The sequence below is a fragment of the Acinetobacter sp. I-MWF genome (assembly GCF_025433935.1).
In the GTDB taxonomy this organism is placed as follows: domain Bacteria; phylum Pseudomonadota; class Gammaproteobacteria; order Pseudomonadales; family Moraxellaceae; genus Acinetobacter; species Acinetobacter guillouiae.
This window is the reverse complement of sequence record NZ_JAMBAR010000001.1, coordinates 3,485,761-3,509,339: the sequence shown is the minus strand read 5'-3', so window position 1 is coordinate 3,509,339 and position 23,579 is coordinate 3,485,761. Positions and strand designations below refer to the sequence as shown.

Annotated in this window: 22 protein-coding genes; 15 read left to right on the top strand and 7 right to left on the bottom strand. The window is 39.4% G+C overall.

What is annotated here, in order from left to right:
- Positions 1-21: 21 nt before the first annotated feature.
- Complete coding sequence (locus tag M2R48_RS16090) at positions 22-168, bottom strand: hypothetical protein (protein WP_262086732.1); 147 nt, start codon at positions 166-168, stop codon at positions 22-24.
- 495 nt (positions 169-663) lie between these two features.
- Between M2R48_RS16090 and M2R48_RS16085 the strand changes: the two genes are divergently transcribed.
- From M2R48_RS16085 to M2R48_RS16065, 5 genes are all read left to right on the top strand, one after another.
- A complete protein-coding gene (locus tag M2R48_RS16085; protein ID WP_262086731.1) occupies positions 664-1,530 on the top strand; it encodes a metal-dependent hydrolase in 867 nt (288 codons plus the stop codon).
- Between the two features lie 30 nt (positions 1,531-1,560).
- Entirely contained in the window at positions 1,561-1,998 is a 438-nt protein-coding gene (locus M2R48_RS16080) for a PaaI family thioesterase (protein WP_262086730.1), read from the top strand.
- 142 nt (positions 1,999-2,140) lie between these two features.
- Positions 2,141-2,821 (top strand): glutathione S-transferase family protein, encoded by a 681-nt coding sequence (locus M2R48_RS16075; protein ID WP_262086729.1) that lies wholly within the window; start codon positions 2,141-2,143, stop codon positions 2,819-2,821.
- Entirely contained in the window at positions 2,818-3,591 is a 774-nt protein-coding gene (locus tag M2R48_RS16070) for an SDR family NAD(P)-dependent oxidoreductase (protein WP_262086728.1), read from the top strand. The genes M2R48_RS16075 and M2R48_RS16070 overlap by 4 nt, the downstream gene beginning before the upstream one ends.
- Before the next feature lies 1 nt (position 3,592).
- Complete coding sequence (locus tag M2R48_RS16065; protein WP_262086727.1) at positions 3,593-4,282, top strand: oxidoreductase; 690 nt, start codon at positions 3,593-3,595, stop codon at positions 4,280-4,282.
- 66 nt (positions 4,283-4,348) lie between these two features.
- On the opposite strand, the gene M2R48_RS16060 is transcribed toward M2R48_RS16065, so the two are convergent.
- The gene (locus M2R48_RS16060) at positions 4,349-5,245 is read right to left on the bottom strand and encodes a LysR family transcriptional regulator (protein ID WP_262086726.1); all 897 of its coding nucleotides are present in this window, start codon (positions 5,243-5,245) and stop codon (positions 4,349-4,351) included.
- Positions 5,246-5,368: 123 nt separating this feature from the next.
- Between M2R48_RS16060 and M2R48_RS16055 the strand changes: the two genes are divergently transcribed.
- Positions 5,369-6,121 carry an SDR family oxidoreductase gene (locus tag M2R48_RS16055; RefSeq protein WP_262086725.1) on the top strand — a complete coding sequence of 251 codons (753 nt, stop codon included), beginning with the start codon at positions 5,369-5,371 and terminating at the stop codon, positions 6,119-6,121.
- A gap of 123 nt (positions 6,122-6,244) precedes the next feature.
- On the opposite strand, the gene M2R48_RS16050 is transcribed toward M2R48_RS16055, so the two are convergent.
- Positions 6,245-7,585 carry a D-serine ammonia-lyase gene (locus tag M2R48_RS16050; RefSeq protein WP_262086724.1) on the bottom strand — a complete coding sequence of 447 codons (1,341 nt, stop codon included), beginning with the start codon at positions 7,583-7,585 and terminating at the stop codon, positions 6,245-6,247.
- Positions 7,586-7,602: 17 nt separating this feature from the next.
- The gene (dsdX, locus tag M2R48_RS16045) at positions 7,603-8,940 is read right to left on the bottom strand and encodes a D-serine transporter DsdX (RefSeq protein WP_262086723.1); all 1,338 of its coding nucleotides are present in this window, start codon (positions 8,938-8,940) and stop codon (positions 7,603-7,605) included.
- 220 nt (positions 8,941-9,160) lie between these two features.
- Between dsdX and dsdC the strand changes: the two genes are divergently transcribed.
- The 7 genes from dsdC (at position 9,161) to M2R48_RS16010 (ending at position 17,322) form a co-directional block, all read left to right on the top strand.
- Entirely contained in the window at positions 9,161-10,093 is a 933-nt protein-coding gene (gene dsdC / locus M2R48_RS16040) for a DNA-binding transcriptional regulator DsdC (protein WP_262086722.1), read from the top strand.
- A gap of 779 nt (positions 10,094-10,872) precedes the next feature.
- On the top strand, positions 10,873-11,679 hold the full coding sequence (locus tag M2R48_RS16035) for a hypothetical protein (RefSeq protein WP_262086721.1): 807 nt from the start codon (positions 10,873-10,875) through the stop codon (positions 11,677-11,679).
- Between the two features lie 269 nt (positions 11,680-11,948).
- Complete coding sequence (locus M2R48_RS16030) at positions 11,949-12,434, top strand: sigma-70 family RNA polymerase sigma factor (protein WP_004717675.1); 486 nt, start codon at positions 11,949-11,951, stop codon at positions 12,432-12,434.
- A 7-nt stretch (positions 12,435-12,441) separates the two neighbouring features.
- Positions 12,442-13,422, top strand: a complete 981-nt coding sequence (locus M2R48_RS16025; protein WP_262086720.1) for a FecR domain-containing protein — start codon at positions 12,442-12,444, stop codon at positions 13,420-13,422.
- A 67-nt stretch (positions 13,423-13,489) separates the two neighbouring features.
- Entirely contained in the window at positions 13,490-14,074 is a 585-nt protein-coding gene (locus M2R48_RS16020; protein ID WP_262086719.1) for a biliverdin-producing heme oxygenase, read from the top strand.
- On the top strand, positions 14,071-14,535 hold the full coding sequence (locus M2R48_RS16015) for a YbaN family protein (protein ID WP_262086718.1): 465 nt from the start codon (positions 14,071-14,073) through the stop codon (positions 14,533-14,535). The genes M2R48_RS16020 and M2R48_RS16015 overlap by 4 nt, the downstream gene beginning before the upstream one ends.
- Positions 14,536-14,613: 78 nt before the next feature.
- Complete coding sequence (locus tag M2R48_RS16010) at positions 14,614-17,322, top strand: TonB-dependent receptor (protein ID WP_262086717.1); 2,709 nt, start codon at positions 14,614-14,616, stop codon at positions 17,320-17,322.
- A gap of 234 nt (positions 17,323-17,556) precedes the next feature.
- Here M2R48_RS16010 and M2R48_RS16005 read toward each other — a convergent pair whose 3' ends face one another.
- From M2R48_RS16005 to M2R48_RS15995, 3 genes are read right to left on the bottom strand one after another with little or no spacing between them, the layout of a single operon-like run.
- Positions 17,557-20,646 (bottom strand): MexW/MexI family multidrug efflux RND transporter permease subunit, encoded by a 3,090-nt coding sequence (locus M2R48_RS16005; protein ID WP_262086716.1) that lies wholly within the window; start codon positions 20,644-20,646, stop codon positions 17,557-17,559.
- 12 nt (positions 20,647-20,658) lie between these two features.
- Positions 20,659-21,762 carry an efflux RND transporter periplasmic adaptor subunit gene (locus tag M2R48_RS16000; protein ID WP_262086715.1) on the bottom strand — a complete coding sequence of 368 codons (1,104 nt, stop codon included), beginning with the start codon at positions 21,760-21,762 and terminating at the stop codon, positions 20,659-20,661.
- Positions 21,759-22,187 carry a DoxX family protein gene (locus M2R48_RS15995; RefSeq protein WP_262086714.1) on the bottom strand — a complete coding sequence of 143 codons (429 nt, stop codon included), beginning with the start codon at positions 22,185-22,187 and terminating at the stop codon, positions 21,759-21,761. Before M2R48_RS15995 ends, M2R48_RS16000 begins: the two co-directional genes overlap by 4 nt.
- Positions 22,188-22,477: 290 nt before the next feature.
- Here M2R48_RS15995 and soxR point away from each other — a divergent pair, with 290 nt between their 5' ends.
- Positions 22,478-22,939, top strand: coding sequence for a redox-sensitive transcriptional activator SoxR (gene soxR / locus M2R48_RS15990; protein ID WP_262087519.1), 462 nt, complete (start codon positions 22,478-22,480; stop codon positions 22,937-22,939).
- A 271-nt stretch (positions 22,940-23,210) separates the two neighbouring features.
- Positions 23,211-23,579: contractile injection system protein, VgrG/Pvc8 family (locus tag M2R48_RS15985; RefSeq protein WP_262086713.1), on the top strand; the 369-nt coding region annotated here is incomplete at its 3' end.

The following is a 23,579-nucleotide window of genomic DNA, read 5'->3' as shown; positions in this document are numbered from 1 at the left end:
TTCCCTTTGGTATTTTTATGTTTATGGTGCGCAACGCATTAATGGTTTTTTAGATCCATCAGGCTGTGTGGTGGTCTTATCATCATTTGAATCATTACAAGCGGTGAGTGCCAGTAAAATGGGGAAAATATAAATGTAGGATAGCCATTGTTTCGATTTTCTTAACATGTGTTTCATCCATTATAAAGATGCCCACACATTAGACAGCGTTTGTGACAGCAAGGTGTCACCTTTATGACAAATCATTGACATGGCAATAGCGCTAGAAATCGAAACAGAAATCCAGATAAAAATAGAAAATAAAACTGGAAAAGCTTAATCAGTTTTGATGGAGAGATGAGAGGGAGATGTTTAATTTTAATTTGAACTGTTGTTGAACTCTAAGATATTTATTCAGTACTTTTTATTTTAAGTTATTAATTTTATTGGTTATATTTTTATGGGATGAATAATCATGCATCAGGTCAAAATGCGATGGATGAAAACAGCTTTTAAGTTTTTGGCTTAGATCGATTGTCTTTATAGGAATGATACTGTCATTTAAGGACAACCTGAAGCTTCAACGTATTCACATCATTGACAAGATCAACATGGATCATTATTTTAATTTCATAGGTTCTTTTTTGGAACTTGTTATTTTAAGATAAATTCTTGAGGTGAACCATGTCTATATCAGCGGTGAAAGAAAAATCAAAGCAAAAAACACCTGCATCATTTCCAGTACGTCGTATGGATTATGAATTTCAGGATATGCCCAAGTATTGGTGTAATGACGAACCAACCTTTACCCATTACTTCACAGGTTTATCGACGCTTTTTCCTGAAGGTGAATCCTACTTTGTCCGTTCAGTGCGCGCTTTACGTGGAAAAATTAAAAACAACCCACAATTAGACCGTGATATTGGAGCCTTTATTGGACAAGAAGCCATGCACTCTAAAGAACATCATGCTTTTCATGTCAGTGCACAACAATATGGTTTAGATCCTGAATCCTTAGAAAAAGCCACGGGGATCATATTAAAAGCGGTAGAACGTGCCTTTCCTAAAAAATGGAATCTCTTGGTCACAGTCGGTCTGGAGCATTACACCGCAGTGTTGGTGGTGGAGATGATGAAAAATGTCAATGAGTTAATGACCGATACCACTATTCGCAATTTATGGTTATGGCACAGTGTTGAAGAAACCGAGCACAAGGCTGTGGCTTATGACATGTATGAATATTTATATGGTAAGGGCTTAGATGCCTACATTCCTCGTGTGGCGATTTTTACATTTAGTCTTGTGCTGATCACGCTATTTTCTAATGTATATCAAGTGGTGTTAATGTCGAGAGATAAACAATTATTAAACCTTAAGTCTTGGACTAAGTTTGCTGGGTTTACAGTGCAAGCCTATCGTAAGCTGGTACCGCAATTTTTCTCTTATTATCAGTTTGATTTTCATCCGAATGATACCGATGAATCCGAAATTGTCGCACAAACTAAAGTAAAAATTGGCTTATCCCCTGAACAATCAATCCTTCTCCAATAAGCATTTTATTTATCAAAATAGGAAATAGTGATGAATCCACTCAATATGACTGGTCTGGAAATTATGCAAGCATTCCAAAAAGGACTGGTGCCAGCGCCTGGTATTGCAAAAACCATGGGGATGGAGGAAGTAGAAGACGTTGAATATGGTCGCATTGTATTTATGGCCATTGCGGATGAACGTCATAGCAACCCATTGGGTGGAGTACATGGTGGTTTTGCCGCAACGATATTGGATTCAGTGACAGGGTGTGCTACACATACCGTCTTGGCTGCAGGTGAGGGATATGGAACCACTGATCTTGCGATAAAAATGTGTCGTCCAATGCCGTTTAATAAAAAGTTAATTGCTGAAGGTAAAGTCATCAACGTAGGGAAAAACTTAGTCATTTCAGAAGGCTATCTTCGAGATGAAGAAGGAAAATTGTATGCACATGCAACAGCAACCAATATGATCATCCGTCGTTGAAAGATTCTATTTATGCATCATGGTTTTGAACCAGAATTTTTGGATCAGGGCTTTAAAAGCAGGCCTTTGAAGTATTAAGTGCTGATCCTGTGATGTAGTTTATCGAATATCAATCGACCCAACGTTAAGCTGAGAATATAAAATGAATTCAGTTGTATTACATCAATGGGAAATCTCACCTTTTTGCCAAAAAGTTGCCAGGATGTTGCAATTTAAAGGGATTGCTTATCAGACTGTGGATTATAACGGTGTACTGGGTGCAAAAGTGCCAATGCTCAGTAAAGCAGGCAAGGTTCCTGTTCTAGATATTGATGGTCAACGTATTCAGGACAGTACCCGTATTGCACGTTATCTTGATGATGCTTATCCAGACTTACCACGATTATATCCTGCTGATCCATTGCAAAAGGCCTATGTTGAACTTTGGGAAGATTGGTCAGACGAGTTGTTATATTTTTATGAGGTGCACTTTCGTGTCAGTGATGCTGATGCCTTAGATCATGCGGTTGAAATGAGTGCAAAAGGTCGCCCCAAACATGAAATATATCTGTTAAAACCCTTGCTCAAAGCAACATTAAACCTGCAACTTAAAATGCAGGGGACAGGTCGTATGGCCACGCAGGATATTGAGGCGGAATTTATTCGTCATTTAGAGCGTATCGAATTGGTGTTGGCGCAAACAGGGTGGTTGGTTGGCGAGGGTAAAACACTTGCTGATATTGCGGTTGGTTCGCAGCTTTTAGAGATTGTCCGCACCAGTAAAATTTGGGGCGCTAAAATTAAAGCTTATCCTTCTATTGCTCAATGGATCGACTTGCTATGAATACGCAGAATGCAACATCTCAAAATATAGCAACACTTCCATGTGTGGTTGTTATGGGCGTAGGTGCTGAACAAGGAATTGGAGCAGCAGTTTGTCGTCGTTTTGCTCAAGAAAAATTAAAAGTACATGTTGTGGGGCGTACTTTAGCGAAAGTGCAAGCCGTGGCTGATTCAATCAATGCGCAAGGTGGACACGCCGTAGCACATGCTTTGGATGCTGAAAATGAACAACAAGTGCAGACTTTTTTTGCGGAGAGGAATGCGCAAAAGGAGCATCTCGTCGCTGTTATTCATAATGTGGGGGGCAATATTCCCTCAATTTTTTTAAAGACCTCACTTCAGTTTTTTACTCAAATGTGGCGTTCTACTTTTTTATCGGCTTTTTTAGTGTCACAACAAGCCTTAAAAATATTTGAACAACAGCAATATGGCACACTGATTTTTACCGGGGCAAGTGCATCTCTTCGTGGTAAACCTTTTTTTGCAGCATTTACCATGGGCAAATCTGCATTACGTAATTACGCACTGCATCTCGCCCAGACATATAAGCCTCAAAATATCCATGTTGCACATATTATTGTTGATGGCATGGTCGATGGTGATCGTGTCAATAAGGCGGTATTTGGTTTAGGACGCTTACTGAGACTTACACGAGGCACAGGTGGATTAAATATCGAAGCAATTGCTGAGAATTATTGGGTGCTTTATCAACAAAATCGTGATTTATGGACCCATGAGCTGGATTTACGTCCTTATCAGGAGAAATTCTAATATGTACAATTTAATTCCTCCATTGCTGAGAAAAAAATCCAAACTACAGGGCTGTATTGTTGTTATTGGCAATGAAACCCACTCGCTCAGCCAGCTTTTTGTGGATCAAGCACATAACAGGGCAATGCCTGTATATCAAGTTCAGCATGATCCTATGCAAACCAATCTAAAGATTGAGCAACAAGATTCAGGTCTAAAGCGGGTTCGTTTGAATCTGATCAATCCGACTGCTTTAAAAAATTTAGTTGGCTATATTCAACGAACAGGGCATTCAATTGAACTGTGTATTTTCCAAGCTGATTTTTCAAAATCATTGTCGAATTCTGATGCTTCAGCCCAACAGGTCGAACAGCTTTGGCAAAATACTGGTTTGGCTGCGGTAAATATTGCCCAAGCGATTATTCGACAGATGTTGATAAAGCCACAAGGAACTTTGATCTTTCTAGGAACACAGCCCAACCTGATCGCTGAAAATAATGGCTTAACTCAGAGTATGTTTGCCAGTATTCGGGCATTGGCACAATCTTTGGCAAGAGAGTTTCATCCTAAAGGCATTCATATCACTTATTGTATGTTGGAAAGTTGGGATAGTCAGAATGTTGTCTTGATGGATTCGGTTAAAAATATGTGTTGGCATCTTTATCAACAACCTGATTCAACTTGGAGTCAGGAATTGAGTGTTGGCGTATAAATGCTATGGGGATCAATGCGAGAGAGCGCTAGTTAATCATATCCATCAAGTAGCGTGATTGAAACTTCAAAGCAATGGATTATCCTGAAACAATCGTACAATCCATTCGATAAAAACTTTTTGTCGTGGTGAAACCAGTGTTTTTGATGGGTAAAGTAAAGAAATAGGCAGGGATGGAACAGGATAGTCAGTTAAAATTTGACAAAGTGTGCCTTGCTCTAGCTCAGATAAATAACCATAACGCGGTGCTTGGATGATCCCCAAATGCTGTTTGGCTGCTGCTGCATAGGTATTTGCACCATTGACTTGAATCTTTAACGGCAACTCAAAAAACTGTGTTTTCTTGCCTGTCAGAAACTCAAGCGGCAGTGGCTTTTGTCGAGCAGAAGAATAAAATCCGACCATAAAATGTGATTGCAGATCGTCTAAGCGTTGTGGTGTGCCATATTTTTCTAAGTATTTTGGACTGGCTAATGTCACTTGTTGAATATCGCCCAGATGCCTGACAATTAATTCACTACTATTGAGCTGACCTATACGAATGACACAATCAATGCCTTCTTTTATCAGATCTACATAACGGTCGCTTTCGGTGAGTTGCAACTGTATCTGTGGAAACTCAGTTAAAAAATCATTTAATTTTGGCAGAATAAAATGCGCAGCAAAAATACCATGAACTGCGATTTTTAAAGGCCCTTGAGGTTTTGCATCAAGAAAATCATGATCAGACTCATTGATATAAGCCAAGATATATTTGCAGCGCTCATAATAAATATGGCCTTCATCGGTTGCTTTTACCTGACGAGTGGTACGCAACAATAAGCGCGTATTGAGTTGGAATTCTAATTGTTTAATTGCATCAGTCAGCGTTGAGCGTGGCAGATTTAAGATCTGCGCAGCTTTGGTAAAACTTTGTTGTTCAACCACATTGACGAAAGCAGACATTGCATTGAGTTTATCCATACGCCATTCCAATTGTTCGATTTATTCGGATAAAGATGTCAGGTTTAACTAGATTATCTGGTTTTATCTGAACAGTATCATAGAAGCGATTAGAGGTATATTTTATTCCATGAGGTCATCACGATGCATACAACAGGTCAAACACAGCAAGAAAAAGTGATTTTAATTACAGGCGCTTCTCGCGGGATTGGTGCAATTACTGCCAGCTTATTGGCACAGCAAGGCCATAAAATCATTATCAATTATGCCAGTAACGATAAAGAGGCGGAGCATGTCTTGAGCAGTATTCAAGCGTTAGGCGGAACAGCGAGTCTCTTTAAAGCCAACATCAGCCATTCCAATGAAGTGACTGCATTATTTGATTATGCAATTCAAACCTATGGTCGATTGGACGTGCTGATCAACAATGCAGGGATTTTGAAATTAAGTAAGATTGAACAATTAGACGATGAAAGTATTGATCAAGTTTTAGCAATTAATATTAAAGGCCCTTTATATACCATGCGTGAAGCTGCTAAGCGACTGCAAAAGGGCGGTAAAATTATTAATTTATCCAGTAGTGTGGTGGGGATGAAACTCGAAACTTATGGTGTTTATACTGCATCAAAAGCTGCCATAGAATCCTTAACGGCAATTTTAGCCAAAGAGTTAAGAGGAAAAAATATTACGGTAAATGCAATTGCACCTGGGCCTACGGCAACTGAACTTTTTCTTGAAGGCAAAAGTGATGAATTGATTGCTCAGTTGAGCAAAGCTGCACCTTTAGAGCGTTTAGGCACTGTAGAAGATATTGCCGCAGTGTTGGATTTCGCAGTAAATGAGGCGAGTAATTGGGTCAATGCCCAAGTCCTTCGGGTCAATGGTGGGATCGTTTAATTGCATAGGGAAAATCCTGACCCAAGTCTTTAATTGGGGCGATAGAGGATAATCACTTTATTTATCTGCTACCGCCCCAGATTCTGATGAGATCAAGACCTGTGCGAATCAAGGCTATACAGATTATTTTTTATAGGTTTTCGCTTGAGTTAAGTATTTTTCCATTTCTTCATCTGGAACCATTCCTCCTCCAGTCCCCCAGACAATGTGATTGGCATTTTCCAATTGCTGTTGGCTAAAGTGATGTAGCGCGGCATAGTTTTGATGTTGATTGGTCAAAATTGGTCCAAGCATACCCGCGAGCGCAGAAGGTTCTAATTTAAGCTGTTCTGTATCATTGAGCATGCCCAAGAGTACATACATGGTTTCATCCGTTAATGTATAAAAACCGTCTAATAATCTTTGCATTGCTCGACCCACAAAGCCAGATGCTCGCCCAACAGCGAGGCCATCAGCAGCGGTAATATTGTCTATACCCAGATCTTGAACTGAAATTTCATCATGTAAACCCGTTGCAACACCGAGTAACATACACGGTGAATGGGTTGGCTCGGCAAAAATACAATGTACATGGTCACCAAAGGCCATTTTTAAGCCAAATGCAACGCCACCGGGGCCTCCGCCAACACCACAAGGTAAATAAACAAATAAAGGATGTTGTTGATCAACCAAAATATTTTTTTGTTCTAATTGCTGTTTTAAACGTTGCCCAGCAACTGCATAACCTAAGAATAAGGTTTGTGAGTTTTCATCATCGATAAAAAAGCAGTTTGGATTTTCTAATGCTGCCTTTCTGCCTTGTTCTACGGCAACACCATAATCTTCAGCATATTCAACTACTGTGACATTGTGCGCACGTAACTTATCTTTTTTCCATTGACGTGCATCTGCTGACATATGCACAGTCACATCAAAGCCTAATTTTGCACTCATAATGCCAATAGAAAGGCCTAAATTTCCGGTAGAACCGACCGCAATACTGTATTGACTAAAAAACTGTTTAAACTCTGGACTATCCAGTTTTGCATAATCATCTTCAATGTTTAGGCGTTGTGCTTGAATCGCAAGCTTTTCAGCATGACAAAGCACTTCATAGATGCCACCACGGGCTTTAATTGAACCCGATATAGGAAGATGACTGTCTTTTTTAAGCCATAATTGACCATGGATCGATTGTCCAAAATACTGTTCCAACTGTTGCTGCATTTGAGGAATCGCTGCCAGTTCGGATTCTATAATACCTTGAGATGCCGCTGTTTCTGGAAAGGCTTTCATCAAATAGGGTGCAAAGCGTGTCAAACGTGCACTGGCATCATCAATATCTTTTTGGTCCAACCCGACATAGGGCAGCCCTTCTACCAGTGAGGTAAAATTGGGATTAAACCACGCCACTTCTTTGAGTGCGATAAGGTCTTTAACAATCGGATATTGGGCAATCAGCTGATCAATCTGTTGAGCGTTCATAAAATACTCCTAAAGGCTTAAATAAAATGAGAAAGCAGGAAGGTGCAGCCCAATGCTGTGAGCGAGGCAAGAAAAGTTGCAGAGGTATAATATTTAAAGGTTTCGTTTAATGTAGCACCACAGTATTGTTTGACTAACCAAAATAGAGAGTCTGTCACAATGGTAAAACCGATGGCACCTGAACCAATCGCAATCGCCATGATTTCAGGACTAATATCTGGATAGAGCGGTAACATTGGCGCTACGATTGCAGTTGCGCCCATCATTGCAACAGTGGCAGAGCCTACAGCTGCATGTAAAATCAGCGCAACCAACCAAGCGAGTAAAATTGGATGCATATGCAAGTGGGAAAGCGTGACAGCCATTGAGTCAGCTAAACCACTGGCTTTTAAAATACTGTTAAATGCACCGCCAGCCCCAATAATAAATAAGATGTTGGCAATTGAAGAAAATGAGTCTTCTGTGGCTTTTAATAAGCTTCCCATCCGCATATTACGACGTAGACCAAGGGTGTAGTAGGCAACAAATACCGCAATAAACATGGCGGTGATCGGATTGCCGATAAAGCCTAAAATGTGTGAAAGCTGAGTGGATGTATGACTATTTAATTCAGCCAAAGTTTTGATTAACATTAATCCGATTGGAAGAAATACCGTAAATAAGGTGATTTTTAAAGAAGGTAAGTTGTGTTCTTCTTTTAAGGTAAGCTTTGAAAATTCGACAGGTACTGCTTTAAACGGTAAACGTTGACCAACCAATTTTAAAAACAGTGGGCCACCAACCAGTGCGGCGGCTAAACCCACCATTAAGCCGAAAATAATCACGATACCGACATCAGCCCCTAGTTTATTGGTGACATAAAGCGCCGCTGGGTGAGGCGGTACTACACAGTGTACAGCCATTAATGCGGTGCATAATGGAATCGCCAATTTAAACAAAGAGGTTTTGGTATGCTGTGCTATAGAAAAAGCCAAGGGAATTAATAACACCACGCCAACTTCTACAAATAAAGTGATGCCACAAAATAGCCCAATCAGCACCATGACCACATCACTGGATATCCAGTGACATCGCTGTAAAGACAGGGCTATACGTTCAGCAGCGCCAGAGATTTCCATCATTTTGCCGAGAATGGTACCTAGTGCAATGACTGTGGCAAGGAAACCCAAGGTGCTTCCAATCCCATTTTCAATTGCATTGACCATATCCAGTAATGGCATTTTCATTGCTACACCGACAAAGGAGCTTGCCAGAAGCAAAGCTAAAAAGGGATGCAGTTTAAATTTTAAAATAGTGAAAATTATTAACCCGATACTGGTTAATAATATACCGACATCCACGAAATTGGTTTCCATACCATATATCTCTGTGACAAAAGTTGTTCTTTGTCTATTGAAGTTAAACCAGAGAAATCCGTCAAACGATCATATTTGATCTACGGGTTAAAATAATTCACTTGAAAAATAAATCCTAAATAAATTTTGATTTTTAAATGATTTATACGTTATTTATATGGGCATAGGACAGCAAGAAGCATGTGATCAATCATTTTGTTTCAGCAAAAAGGAAAAAGGCATGACCAACGCACATAAAAATCTAACCGGTTTTCAGCTCTCAAAACTGTATACATTTGAAGTTGCGGCTAGACATGAGTCTTTTGCACTCGCCGCTGAAGAACTGTCTTTAACCCCAAGTGCGGTAAGTCACCAAATTAATTTGTTAGAAAAAGAACTTAATATCAAACTGTTTTTACGTTTGCATCGTAAAGTAAAGTTAACCACTGAGGGACAGCGGATTTTAGCTGCTTTACAATTTTCATTAGACTCGTTAAACGTTGAAATTAAGGCATTGCAAAATCAGCAACTTGTCGGCTCACTCACGATTTATGCAAGACCATCGATTGCTCAGTGTTGGTTAGTGCCTCAATTACCTGATTTCATTCAACGCTATCCATTGATCCAACTCTCAGTTTTAACGGGTAATGAGGATGTAAATTTTCAACGTAGCGGAATTGATATTGCGCTTTATTTTGACAATCAACCGTCTTTTCAATTGAATTATCAGCATTTAATGGACGAATATATTATCCCTGTATGTAGTCCTACATATGCAGAAAAATTTAACCTCTACGATCATCTAGACAACTTAAAAAACTGCACATTGCTGCATGACTGCCAAGCATGGAGTAACGGCACAGGCGCAGATGAATGGAACAGTTGGACGCAGCATTTTAATGTAAATATGGATCATTCTTCAGAGATGAGTTTTGACCGATCTGATCTGGCTTTGATTGCTGCTAAAAATCACTTGGGTATTACCATGGGACGTAAAAAACTAGTAGAAAAAGACTTAGAAAGTGGTGAGCTAGTAATGCCATTTAAAAACATGTATTTAAAATGTGATCAGCATTACTATATTACATCATTGAAAAATAACGAATTACCTAAAGTTAAAGCATTTAGTGACTGGATAAAAGCACGAGCAAACTCAGAAATAGGGCATCAATGAAAAATCCTCAACCCTAGAAAAAGCCGAGCAAGCCTTGAATAAAAAATCACGAAATCAATTTTATGCTAAAACGTAAAAATTAATATTTTTTGCTTTTAGAGCTTTTATAATACTTGATTATTATGATTAATATTTGAGTGTTTATATTTTAATAACGCCAATCAAAATAAAAAATAAACAAACCTAAATATAATGAGAAATTAAATAGAAATAAAAAGAAAGATGTAATAAGTTTTTATATTAACAATAGGATGATTGAGATGGAAAAGCTAAACTGAAAATGACATTGTAAAATATAAACAACAACAAAATATACGAATTTTAAGTCAGTAAGATCATCCAAAAATACAGATTCTCCCTCAAAAGTCATGTTCAAATTTTTATACAAAAGTGAAGTTTAATTATAAATATTTATTATTTTTCAATACTTTGGTGGATTTTATTGAAGGTTGAAAAGCAGATCTAGCCACATTGTTATTGTAAATAAAATTGTAATTGATTATTATTCTCATTTGTTGATTGTGTGTGTATATTTGTAATCCATATTTTTGCTTCTAATTTGAAGATACTGGATGACCTGAAATATACACATTTAATGATGATTAATATCATTGAATAAGGTTTCTCCCTCATCAATTTAAACCCTGTTGAGCTATATGAATAGGGGTATGATGAGGGTAATCGATATAACAAGTATCGCATTTAAATATTGATTTTTTAAACAGCAAAATGGAAAGAATTTTTTAATTCAACAAATATTCACCTCCAAGGAAACGAACATGAAAAAATTGGCGCTATGGATGACCAGTTTAACTGCAATGGCAACTGCTGGATCAGCGATTGCTGCTACAGTCGATCAATCCAATGCTTATCAACAGGCATATGCATTATATGTGCTTTATCATCCTAATAATAAAGAGCAGAACAGTAGCACTTTAATTAAGCAATATACTCAGGACTATGCCGAATTGTTTAAGGCGAATAAAAAAGTTAATCAAGCGCAGTTTGTTCAATACGAGCAAGCACGTTTAGAGCCATTACTTAAACAGCGCCGTGAAATGTCAGAAAAACAGGCGCATGTACGTTATGGCATTCTCGATAATAATAAAGACCAGAAACTGACCCTAAAGGAATTTCAGGAGACAGGTTTAAAAACCTTTAATGAGTTTGATAAAAACTTGGATGGTTTAGTAAATGCAGAAGATGCCAAATTAGCGGGCAATAGTAATGCAACGCATGATGGATTCCGCGTGAAACTACCAATTTCAATGCCCATGCCAAGTAACATCAACGAATTTATTAGCCAATATGGTCAAGGGAAAAACTATGTAACGCTTGGAGATTACCTCACAGCGCGTGACAAACAATATTTTGCAACCGATGCGAATGGTGATCATATTGTCACTGAGAAGGAATATGTGGATGAGTTTATGCAACGTTTTGATGCCAATATCGCAACAGGTAAAGTCAAAATGCAGGAAACGGCAGCACAACAATTTCAAGTGATTGGCAAAGGTAAAACAACAATTCAAGCCAGTGATATTCAACAATTTGCTAAAAATATGGATCAAGCGATCAGTCAATAAATTATCGCCAATACGTGATAAGCAGTTTCTCGGTCATCTTGAGGATGATCGAGAAATTTTTTATTTAAAAGCGATAAGCTTTTGATAAAATTATAATAATTTTTAATTAAATTTTGTTTAAGATTTACCATATATCCCATTTGGGTATGTTGTGTAGTCTTATAAATGAGTTGGATACATTAAAAAATTCAATTAAAAGGGCAAACTGAGCTCTCATTTTCTTTATTTTTTTGCTAAGATATTGTTAATAATTCTCATTCTCTTTAAGTATGTCTGATCCTATTAGCACACTATATCGTCATCACCATTCTTGGTTATATCAATGGTTAAAACGTCGCCTCAATCATAGTGAAGATGCCGCTGATTTAGCCCATGATACTTTTCTGCGTATCTTAAAGCGTAAAGATGAATTGTATTTTGATCAGCCGCGTGCAATTTTGACCACAGTTGCCAAGGGAATTTTGATTAATTGGTATCAACGTAAATCGATTGAAAAAGCCTATTTAGAGGCGCTTTCAAGCAGACCTGAATATGATGAAATTACACCTGAGCAAAAAATATCAGCAATTGAATCTTTATGTTTGATTAATCAATTACTCAATCAATTGCCTGAGCGCCAGCAACAGGTCTTTATTTGGTCACAATTAGAAGGGTTGACCCAACAGGAAATTGCAACACGCTTAAATATTTCTACCCGAACCGTGATGCGTGATCTGGTCTCAGTGTTGAGTCAATGTTTAGCTGTTATGGATTAATGCCTGCATGTTGCATGATCAAATTTATCAAGAAACAGCGCAATGGATCATTAAAATCCAACACGCACCATTGAATGAAACTGAACAGCTTGAATTTGAACAATGGAAACAGCAAAGTTCCCAACACCAAGCTGCATGGTCTAAAGCCGAACGCTTATTGTATAGCCTTGAGGAATTTCCCGAAGATGGGCAGCAGCTGATTCAGCAAGGCAAGAAAAATGCCCAATTTAATTTAAACAAACAATTGTTGCTTGCCTGTTTACTGTGTTTTGGCAGTGTCATGCTATGGAACTCGGATTATCGCTATAGATGGTTATCGGATTATCGTACTGCGGTGGGGCAGCAGAAACAGCTTGAACTGGAAGATGGGACACAACTTCAATTAAATACCCATACGGCTTTGAACGTGCGTTATACAGCGCAACAACGTATTGTAAAATTACATTATGGTGAAATACAAATACGCACGGCCAAAGAAAAAAATCATGCTTATCGCCCATTCTTGGTCGAAACTGAATCGGCAAATCTTCAAGCGCTTGGCACTGTATTTAATGTTCAGTATTTAAATAACAGTGAAAATCAAACCTGTCTAGGCGTCATAGAAAGCGCAGTGAAAGTCAGCTTGAACCAGTCCAAACACACTAAAATTGTCCATGCTGGTGAGCAGCTCTGCTTTGATGATCGCAATTTTAAAGCATTACAAAGTTTAGATCCGAATGTATTGGCATGGAAAAACCACATGGTCATGGCTTTTGAAATGCCGTTGGAAAAATTGCTTCAAGAAATTGGGCGCTATCAACACCAATATATCGACATTGACCCTCAATTGAAGTCGTTAAAAGTTTCAGGTTCATATCCAGTCAATGACTTTGGCACCTTACAAACAGCATTGCAATTCAGCTATCCAATCAAAGTAGAACGTTATTTTGGGGATCGTGTGTTGAGCATTCAGCCGAAAGCTGGAAATCAGAAAAGTAAAAATAATTAAGAAATGATGTCAGTTTTTACAGACAAGGCGGGTAATACAGTTAAACCAAACAAACTGGAGAAAATTGATGAGCACCTCATTCACACTCAACCGCCTTGCATCTCGTTTAAAAACAGAGACAGCCGGTCAACATGAATATATGCATCAATTAATGGAAAAAGCCCAAGTATTTAAAGATGTCGCACATTATGCAAAATTTACTTTGTCACAGTATTATTTTCAAAAAAATGTCGAATATTTATTTCAACATCCCAAGGTTGCAGCCTTGATTTCTGATTTAGATATTCGTGGACGTTCGCAAGCAGCTTACTTAGACCTACAAGACCTTCAGATCGAACCAGAATCGTTGGCCTTGGTTACTGAAAAGATCGGCTTTCCTGAAGCGCTGGGTTGGATCTATGTATCAGAAGGTTCTACGCTGGGTGCAGCATTCTTATTTAAACAAGCCCAGCAAAGTTTGGGGTTTTCCGCAGATTTTGCTGCGAGAAATTTGGCTGCTTATCCAGAAGGGCGGGCCAAAGTCTGGAAACACTTTATTGAGGAACTTGATCAGGCTGACTTTACTCAAGATGAGCAAGATCGTGTCATTTACGCTGCTCAACAAGCCTTTGATTATTTTGGCGCATTATTAAAAGACATTCATTCAACATGAAAAAAGCGTCTTCTGTCAGCAATCACACACAAGGCAAAGACTTAACGCTGTTAGCGTCTTTGCCGGTATCGCCATCCGCAAATTTACATTCATCCTCAGTGGTGCGTGTGATCTGCATCATCTTGGCAATTTTGTGTCTTGTTCTCGCGGTGGTGGGCATTGTATTGCCGGGGATCCCAACTTTTGATTTCCTCTTTTTAGCAACGATTTTTGCCTCAAAAGGTTCAGCACGCTTGCATCGTTGGTTACATCAAAATCGTTATATTGCAATGTTGCTCGCACAATATCGTGGCGGTTTTAAACAGATTTCGCGTTCACGTAAATGGATGATGACATTGAGTATTTTATTCGGTACGACAGTATTAATCATGTCTTCACTGCATCTGCACTTAAAACTTAGCCTGTTGGTCATTTTGCTGATTGGGTTGATCTGGATTTGGACCAGACCAGAAAAAATATAAATTTTCATGTCATGTTTTAACAATTCACTGGGTAATGATTATTGAAAATGAAAATCATTCACAAGTGTGGGCGTTCCTATGAAGTTTAAAAAACAAACTCTGGCCATGTTAATACAGTGCTTTTGTATCAGTGGTGTTTATGCACAAATTACTCCCAATGTTTCAATGGCAGCGAAAAAAGCGCCAGAAAAATATTATCAAATTTCAGAGAACCAATTGGGCTATGTGTTATCAAGTTTTGCAGCACAGTCGGGTATTGCCTTAAGTTATGATGCAAATATTTTAAAAGGGCTGAAAAGTAAAGGAATTACCGGGCATTATAGTGTAAAGCAAGGCTTCGATTATTTGCTTACAGATCACCCTTTTCGGGTAGAGCAGCAAGGTTCAACTTATGTCTTAATTGCTAAATCTGGCTCAGCTAAACCGAATACAGAGAAAAACACTGCGATTGGAAATAAAAGCACTCCGTTAAATAACCCTTCGCTTTTCAATAATACGGACAGTGATGTTGTTACGCTTCCTCAGATTAAAGTCAATGCTGTACAACAAAAACAAAAGGTCAATACAACACAGCTGAATCGTGAACACATTAGCCGATTTAGAGGCACGGGGAATGGTGATGTGTTTTCTGATATCGCTGGTGTACAAGTCAATAGCCTGCGTAACGAAGCGGGTGCAATTGATATTGGTATCCGTGGAGTACAAGGTGAGGGCCGTGTTCCTGTAATTATTGATGGTAGCCTACAATCCAGCCATACCTTTCGAGGCTATCAAGGAGAGAGTGACCGAACTTATATCGATATGGATTTGATTAGTCAGATTGAAGTCGAAAAAGGCGCATCGCGAGCGAAATTTAGTGTGGGCGGTATTGGCGGAATCGTGAAAATGCGTACACTCAGTGCAAACGATATTTTGCTGCCTAATCGTCAATCAGGTGTCATGCTAAAAGGCAGTTTTTATAATAATAACAAAGCACCACAGACCTCAGATAATGAGCGTGAACAGATGTCTTATCTGCTTCGTAATAAACTGTCCTCGAATAATTTTCAAAATGGCGCTGGCACAATCGCTGCTGCTTATCGGAATGATGTATTCGATCTGGTCGCTGCTTATAGTAAACGTGAAGTCGGTAATTACTATGCTGGAAAACATGGCATTGATTATTATGAAGCGCGAGATATTGTTGATGTTGGACCTGGTCAAGAGGTGGTAAATACCAGTTATAAAAGTGATTCAGGCATCATCAAAGCAGGCATGAATATCACAGATGAACATCGTGTTGAAGTGAATATGCGCCGCCATATGCAAAAAGCGGGTGAGGTCATGGCTTTTTATTGGAATAGATCGCAAGTGATTGATCCCAACTCTCCACCTTGGGGATACATCGATGGTGATTATGTTCTACCCAAATATATAGAGGGCGCATATACCATGCCACAATGGTCCCTTGGAACCGCAGCGATTAATGCATTCAGTGCTAACTATACCTATAAGCCCAAGAATAATCAGTGGTTTGATTTAGAGTTAGGGGTTTGGCATACCAATGCCAAATATCGCCAGCACAATGGCATGCTTGGCATCGCCAATTCTCATTATGGCGACCAATACTGGGGAAGTTTTCAGGACTATCGTAGTGGGATTAATTTAGAAAACACCAGTAAAATTGATGCTTTAACTTTGAATTATGGTCTGACATATGACGAGCAACGGATGAAGCCACAAAATCTTATTGATACTGAAATCGCACGTGATGGATTACGTCAAGAGTCCTCTCTATTTCTCAATGGCGATTATATCTTTAAAGATTTTAGCCTGAGTTTAGGCAGTAAATGGCATAAGGCAAAAGTTAAGGATTATGGAGACCAGTATGTCGCAATGAGACCGGTCGCCAATTCCGATTTAAATGACAAAGGCTATGCGCTTCGAGATTATGATGGAAAGATCGACTGGATGGCGCAGCTGAATTATCAGTTGCTGAATGGTATTGATGTCTATGCAAAACTTTCCAATATGTACCGCAGTCCAAGTTTGTTTGAATCGACAGTTTCCAAACAAACCTTTAGTTATGATCCAGATTTGCCGATTAAATCAGAGAATTCTCGTCTTGTAGAGTTTGGCTTTATTGGGCACAACGATAACGTATTCACTGAAGCAGATCAGTTAAAATTCAATATCAATTATTTCCGTAATCAAACCCAAAATTTCCTTACCCAAGGAGTACAACGTAAAGAGATTGTTAATGAGATTACGCCTGATTTTATTTTGCCTTATACCACCTCATATACTTTTCTAAATTATGAGCAAGTTGTATTGAAAGGTTTAGAGTTTAATCTTGCTTACCAGCATCCAAGTTTCTTTGTAAACATGAACGGAACTTTATATCAAGCACCGAAAGTATGCCCAGCAACGAAAGATGATTGTAATGAGGTCGGAGATTCTTGGAGTCTGATTTCAACACGCTTGCCACCACGTAAACTTTTTAATATTAGCTTAGGCAAGAGTTTGTTTGAAAATAAACTCAATGTGGGGGTACGTGCCAGATATCATTCTGAAAAGAAAAATCCTAAAGGTTGGTTACAGGGTACAGGGGTGAGTGGGCGTGCGGTGACTGAAATTTCTTCGGAAACCTTAGTTGATATTTTTGCGAGCTATAAACTGAATCCAAATCTAAATCTCTCGTTTAATGTTGATAACTTAACCAATCGTTATAACTTTGATCCTGGTACAGTGATCGGTATGCCGATTCCCGGCCGTACCATCAAAGCTGGGTTCGAAATGAGATTCTAGAATCATAAAACAATCAAATTGGCAAAACCCAACTGTAAAAATATGAGTGAACAAAGTAGTGAAAAATCAGTCGCTCTAAATCAGTCGCTCTAAATTAGTGGTTAGAATCACGCATTAAAAAATTGATAAAGTTCTATAGATATAGAACTTTATCATCAAAAAAATATATTCAAGCGATCTGATCATACACAGAAGCTTAGACAGCAGCATGCTGGTTGTTCAGCCCACTCAACGTCATGATTTTTGCGCCTGTTGGTCAATCTGTTGTAGCTCTCGTAAACGGCTAGAGTGAAGGTCTTGATTGTGTTGACGAGCCAACAGACTATAAATGGTAGGTAAGACAAAAAGCGTAAAGAAGGTCCCGATCAACATACCGCAGACAATCACAAGCCCTAGACCAAAGCGACTATGTGCACCAGCGCCTGTGGCAAAAAGGAGTGGAATCAGCCCAAACACCATTGCCGCTGTGGTCATCAGAATTGGACGTAAACGAATTTGAGCAGCTTTTAGAATGGCCGCTCGCCGATCTAAACCTTCATGAACTTGCAATTCATTGGCAAACTCAACCATTAAAATACCATGCTTACTAATCAGTCCAATCAGTGTGACTAAACCAATCTGAGTATAGATATTGACTGTGGCAAGTCCAAAAGCCAAGGGGATTAATGCGCCACAGATCGACAGTGGAACCGTAATTAAAATAATAAATGGATCCATTAGGCTTTCATATTGAGCGGCTAAAACCAGATAAATCACAATCAGCGCGGCTAAAAATGCAAACATCAAAGCGTTACCTTCCTGTACATACTGACGTGCATCGGCTTGCCAGTCATAACTAAATCCAGCCGGTAATTCAGATGCAGCCTGTTTCAGAAAACTTAAAGCTTGACCTAAGGAAACCCCAGCGGCAGGGATTGCTTGAAAAGTTGCAGCATTTTGTTGATTAAATTGAGTGAGTTTATTGGGTTCTACCTGTTCACTTAGACTGACCACAGTCGATAAGGGAATTAGTGTGTCTTGGTCGGTACGAATAAACTGTCGTGTCAGTGCTTGAGCTGTCAAACGTTGTGTATTGATGCTTTGAGGAATCACATCATAGGCACGACCTTGCATACTAAAACGATTGATATAATTCTCACCAACCAATGTCGCTAAGGCTTCACCGATATCTTGCATACGAATACCCAGACTATTGGCTTTGGCCTGATCAACCTCGACTCGAATCACGGGGTTATTAAAGTCAAGATCACTGTCGACCACCACAAAAAGTCCACTTTCACGGGCTTTTTGTTTGATGTTCTGCATCGCCTGATAAATGGTTGAATAGTCTTGTGCACTACGCAACACCATTTGTACGGGTAATCCACCTGTTGAACCGGGAAGCGCAGGATTTTGGAATACAAAAATACTGCTGCCTTCTACATCACCAACTTTGGCTTGAAGTTGCTGTTGAATTTCATCCGCAGAATGCACTCGCTCAGACCATGTCGAAAGGGTTGTTCCACCAAAACTTGATGCAGGCCCATCTGTACCATTAATAATCCACGTGGTACTGGTTTCGGGGAAAGTCCAGAAGATTTCATCGAGTTTTTGATTAAAGTGCTCAGCATAATTGAGATTGGCATGTTGTGGTGCTTTGATGGCTGCCAATACACTGGCTTGATCTTCATTGGGCGCCAATTCTTTTTGAGGGAGTTGGTAAAGCAATGGAAGGCTAATAAAAATAGCGATCGCAAAAACCACTGTGATCCAACGATGATGCAGGGAAAAATTGAGCAATTTACTGTAAAGCTGGGTCAAATGTTCAAAGAACCATTCGGCTGCTTTTGCCATTTTACCTTCTTGCTGTTTGGATTGAAGTAGAAATGAACTCATAACAGGAGACAGGGTTAAGGCAATAATCCCTGAAACCAAAACTGCGCCGGCTAAAGTAAAAGCAAATTCTTTGAATAAGGAACCAGTTAATCCACCCATTAAACCAATCGGAGCATACACTGCGGCCAGTGTAATGGTCATTGCAATTACAGGGCCTGCGACTTCTCGTGCCCCGATCAGAGCTGCTGCAACTGGGGATGCTCCTTCTTCAATATGCCGATGGACATTTTCAACCACCACGATTGCATCATCTACAACCAAGCCGATGGCGAGTACCATGGCTAAAAGCGTGAGTAAATTGATGCTAAAGCCACATAACAGCATTAAACCCAAGGCACCTAACATTGACAATGGAATTGTCACTACAGGAATCAAGACACTACGTAAAGAACCTAAACACAAATAGATCACCGCAATAACAATAATCAGCGCTTCGATAAAAGTATGTAAAACTTCATCAATAGAGGCATCAATAAAACGGGCTGTTTCATAGGCAAGATTGACTGTAACCCCCGGCGGTAAGGTTTTTTGGATCTCAGGCAATTTATCTTTAATTCCCTGTACGATCACCAAGGGGTTGCCTGTAGGCGTCGCTTGTAGACCGACAAAAATTGCAGGTTTACCATCCATAGAGGCACTTGTTTCTGTCGAAGCAGCGCCAAGTTCAACTGTTGCCACATCTTGTAGACGAATTAGATTTTGAGCATCATTGCGTATCACCAGATTTTTAAAGTCCTGAATACTGGTGAGATCTGTGGAAACATTGACATTTGAAACCACCAATTCGCCTTTGACCTGCCCCGGTGCGGCTTGGTAGTTATTTTGACGGATCGCATTGGCGACATCGGCGGCAGTTACCCCACGACTGGCCAAACGATCGGCATCCAACCAAATCCGCATAGCCAAACGCTGACTACCATAGGTCTGTACCTTGGCAACCCCATCAATTGTAGACAGCATGGGCTCTACCACCCTAGACAAATAATCGGTTAATTCAGCCAAGGACAGTTGTTCGCTGGAAAATCCAATATAGGCAACATCGGTAGATTCACCTGAAGAACGTTCAATGACTGGATCAAATGCCTGTTCTGGTAGTTTGTAACGGACTTGATTAACCTTTGCCATCACCTCTGTTAACGCTTGGGTTGAGTCTCGATTTAATTGCATGCGTAACGTTACAGCACTGCGACCTTGTACAGTAGAAGAACTGAGATAGTCGATGCCTTCTACCGAAGACACTGCTTGAGCAATGGGTTGGGTGACAAAACCTTGCATAAGTTCAGCAGATGCACCGGGATATTCTGTATTGATACTTATCGTTGAGGTTTCAAGTAAAGGATACTGTCGGATAGGCAGTTTATTCAGGGAAAACAAGCCCGCCAGCAAGATCAAGGTGCTGACGACCAAGGCCAATACTGGGCGTTTTACAAAAAGGTCAGTAAATTTCATTCGCTTATCTCCCTAGACTTTGGGCTTGATCGAGGAAGATTGGGGATGCTCAAGTGTATTTACGGTCGGCTCAACTTGCATACCATCACTTAATTTAAGTTGTCCTGATACAACAACTTGATCACCTGCTTTGAGCCCAGATTTGACTACAACTTTGGCTTGATAGCGCTCACCGAGCACTACCGCCACACGTTGCACAATCAGCTTGTTATGGTCTTGTTTTGCAAGGAAGACAGTATTGCCATAAGCCGTATAGGTAATTGCAGTTTCAGGAACGACCAAGCTTGGGCGTTCAGATTCTTGGATGTCTAATTTGGCATACATGCCCGGTTTTAACTGTTGATCATGGTTATTTAAAATTGCTTGCCCCTGCACAGTTCGCGATGTTGTGATCAGCGGTTCGATTGCACTTACCACAGCTGTAAAGGACTTTTCAGGAAATGCATCAATTTTGAGTTGTACAGATTGTCCGATTTTTAATCTTGATGCCAATTGTTCATCCAATGTGAAATTAGCAAGAATTTGTCGAAAGTCGACCAGATTAGCAATACCAGTGCCTGCCTCTAAATATTGCCCTTGATGTACTTGGCGTATTCCCATGACACCAGAAAAGGGGGCACGAATCGCTTTCTGTTTTATGCTGGCTTGTAGCTGTTGGATTTCTGCACGCGTCATATCTCGATCAGCCAATGCGGTATCCATTTCTGCCCGTGAAATTGCATGACTATCAATCAGAAGTTTGCTGCGGTGATAGGCCATTTCGGCTTGTTTCAATTTGGCTTGCAAGCGACCTAATTGAGCTTGTTCAACATCGGTATTGAGTTGAACCAGTATTTGACCTTGTTGAACCGCTTGTCCAGATTGGAAATAAATCTGTTTGATCATACCTGTTGTTTCTGTTGACACTTTGACTTGTCGGATTGCTTCCAACTCACCAATACTGGAAAGCACTTGTGGAATATTTTGTTCGACCACTGTACTCAAGGCCACTTTGACTGGAGGGTAAGCGCCAGATTGATGCGTTTCACTTGAACGAGAATTTAAATAAAAATAGATTGCGACACCCACGAGAATTAAAGTGATCGCGATTAGAAAAAGCCATTTGTTGTTTTTCATGCGACAACTCCAAGGTTGCGGAGTTGTTGTCGCAAATGACTGGCAATGGTCAGCGTTAAAAGACCACCAATCACTGAAATATGTTCAAGTGCAAAGTAAAAGGCGATATTGGCTTGAATACCAGTCATGTTCCAAAAGTGATGCACAATCGCAATTGTCAGTGCTAAAAATACGGAAAGAATCAGTGTGCCGAACCACATATGCCGCTCAAATAAAATACAATAGGCACCCACAAGCAGAATCAACGCAGAAGCATAATTAAATAACCAGGCAGGCTCTAGACCAGCAGCCTGCATTTCCAAAAATCCTGTTTCAACAGCAAGAATTTTACTAAGTCCTGAACTTAGAAATAGAAGCGCAAGACAACATCTGCTGATGGCCCACAGCCATTGGCTTTCTAAACTTAATTTAATGAAATATGGCATGAGAATATTTCCTGAAGAAATAAGACTGGATAATTAAAACCTTTAAAATGAATAGCTTGTTGTTATTCATAACAGCTGTGGCAAGCAGTCTAAAACCTCAAGTTATATTTAGGTCAATGGGCTTTGATCAGAAAATTTGTGGAGAGATAAGATTTTTACAATGGCTTAAATTGGCGATAGCTTTTTTTGTATTTTGAGTTGTAATGATGAAAAGCCATGGCAGCTAAGATCAATTGACAAATGTGCTTTGCTGAATTATAAAACCTCAAGTAATGTTGAGAAATATCAAAATGCAGGCAGAAGAAAAAATTGATTTTAATCGAATGATGACGGTAGGAGAGGTGGCTAAACGGAGTGGTGTAGCCGTTTCAACCTTGCATTTTTATGAGTCGAAAGGGCTAATTAAAAGTATTAGAACAAATGGAAATCAGCGTCGTTTTCCATCAATTGTCTTACGTTATATTGGAATTATTAAGGTTGCACAAAAAGTAGGAATTTCTCTGGAGGAAATTAAAAATGCATTAAGTGTTTATCCTATGGGAAGCAAATTAACCGCAGAACAATGGTCAGTGTTATCATCGCATTGGCGTAAGGATTTAGATGAGCGTATTCAAAAACTAACACGTTTAAGAGATGAAATGGATTGGTGTATCGGTTGTGGTTGTTTATCTCTAAAACAATGTCCTTTACGTAATCCAGAAGATGTATTGAGATACGAAGGATCTGGTCCCCGTATTTTAGAGCGTGAATAAGAATCCAATATTAATATTATATACGTTTGATATTTTAGCTTTTTATCTTGAGCTGTTGATCACTTATGTTTGATGAAAAACTCTAAGCACACTTTCAAGTTTTTAATCAGCGCAAATGATCATTATCAATAATGATATTGAATTAAAACGGGCATATTCAAAACCTAGTCAGTGTTGTGTAAATAACCAGTAATAAATAGACAGGTCTGTATAGACAGTCCGCCTAACTTTTTAGTAGAATACATCACAATTTAAAATTAAATAATAATGCATGTCTAACAATATTTACGCTGCTTTGGAGCAGCTTGGCTTATCAGCACAAAAACGTGCGATTCACGTACAATTTTCTAATTCGGCGTTGAGCCAGCAAGTGTTCCTACAACGCATTGATGGAACACATCAAATCAATGAGGGTGTTCGACTTCAACTCATCTGTCTTGCAACGTCAGCAACTATCCCTTTAAAAAGCTTTATTGGAACTCAAGCTGCAATCGATATTGTCACAGATAAATCTGAGTTAACCCGTATTTCAGGGATTGTGACCCAAGCCGATATTGGCGCATCTGATGGTTCTCTTACCATCTATCGTTTGACTGTAGAAGACCCAACAGCACTTTGGAAACACCGTAGAAACTCTCGA

Coding starts and splice junctions, on each gene's coding strand:
- M2R48_RS16090 (WP_262086732.1), bottom strand. CDS start 168: ATGTTAAGAAAATCGAAACAATGGCTATCCTACATTTATATTTTCCCC.
- M2R48_RS16030 (WP_004717675.1), top strand. CDS start 11,949: ATGTCTGATCCTATTAGCACACTATATCGTCATCACCATTCTTGGTTA.
- M2R48_RS16020 (WP_262086719.1), top strand. CDS start 13,490: ATGAGCACCTCATTCACACTCAACCGCCTTGCATCTCGTTTAAAAACA.
- dsdX (WP_262086723.1), bottom strand. CDS start 8,940: ATGGAAACCAATTTCGTGGATGTCGGTATATTATTAACCAGTATCGGG.
- M2R48_RS16050 (WP_262086724.1), bottom strand. CDS start 7,585: ATGAACGCTCAACAGATTGATCAGCTGATTGCCCAATATCCGATTGTT.
- M2R48_RS16080 (WP_262086730.1), top strand. CDS start 1,561: ATGAATCCACTCAATATGACTGGTCTGGAAATTATGCAAGCATTCCAA.
- M2R48_RS16025 (WP_262086720.1), top strand. CDS start 12,442: ATGTTGCATGATCAAATTTATCAAGAAACAGCGCAATGGATCATTAAA.
- M2R48_RS16010 (WP_262086717.1), top strand. CDS start 14,614: ATGAAGTTTAAAAAACAAACTCTGGCCATGTTAATACAGTGCTTTTGT.
- dsdC (WP_262086722.1), top strand. CDS start 9,161: ATGACCAACGCACATAAAAATCTAACCGGTTTTCAGCTCTCAAAACTG.
- M2R48_RS15995 (WP_262086714.1), bottom strand. CDS start 22,187: ATGCCATATTTCATTAAATTAAGTTTAGAAAGCCAATGGCTGTGGGCC.
- M2R48_RS16070 (WP_262086728.1), top strand. CDS start 2,818: ATGAATACGCAGAATGCAACATCTCAAAATATAGCAACACTTCCATGT.
- M2R48_RS16085 (WP_262086731.1), top strand. CDS start 664: ATGTCTATATCAGCGGTGAAAGAAAAATCAAAGCAAAAAACACCTGCA.
- M2R48_RS16015 (WP_262086718.1), top strand. CDS start 14,071: ATGAAAAAAGCGTCTTCTGTCAGCAATCACACACAAGGCAAAGACTTA.
- M2R48_RS16065 (WP_262086727.1), top strand. CDS start 3,593: ATGTACAATTTAATTCCTCCATTGCTGAGAAAAAAATCCAAACTACAG.
- M2R48_RS16055 (WP_262086725.1), top strand. CDS start 5,369: ATGCATACAACAGGTCAAACACAGCAAGAAAAAGTGATTTTAATTACA.
- M2R48_RS16075 (WP_262086729.1), top strand. CDS start 2,141: ATGAATTCAGTTGTATTACATCAATGGGAAATCTCACCTTTTTGCCAA.
- M2R48_RS16060 (WP_262086726.1), bottom strand. CDS start 5,245: ATGGATAAACTCAATGCAATGTCTGCTTTCGTCAATGTGGTTGAACAA.
- soxR (WP_262087519.1), top strand. CDS start 22,478: ATGCAGGCAGAAGAAAAAATTGATTTTAATCGAATGATGACGGTAGGA.
- M2R48_RS16005 (WP_262086716.1), bottom strand. CDS start 20,646: ATGAAATTTACTGACCTTTTTGTAAAACGCCCAGTATTGGCCTTGGTC.
- M2R48_RS16000 (WP_262086715.1), bottom strand. CDS start 21,762: ATGAAAAACAACAAATGGCTTTTTCTAATCGCGATCACTTTAATTCTC.
- M2R48_RS16035 (WP_262086721.1), top strand. CDS start 10,873: ATGAAAAAATTGGCGCTATGGATGACCAGTTTAACTGCAATGGCAACT.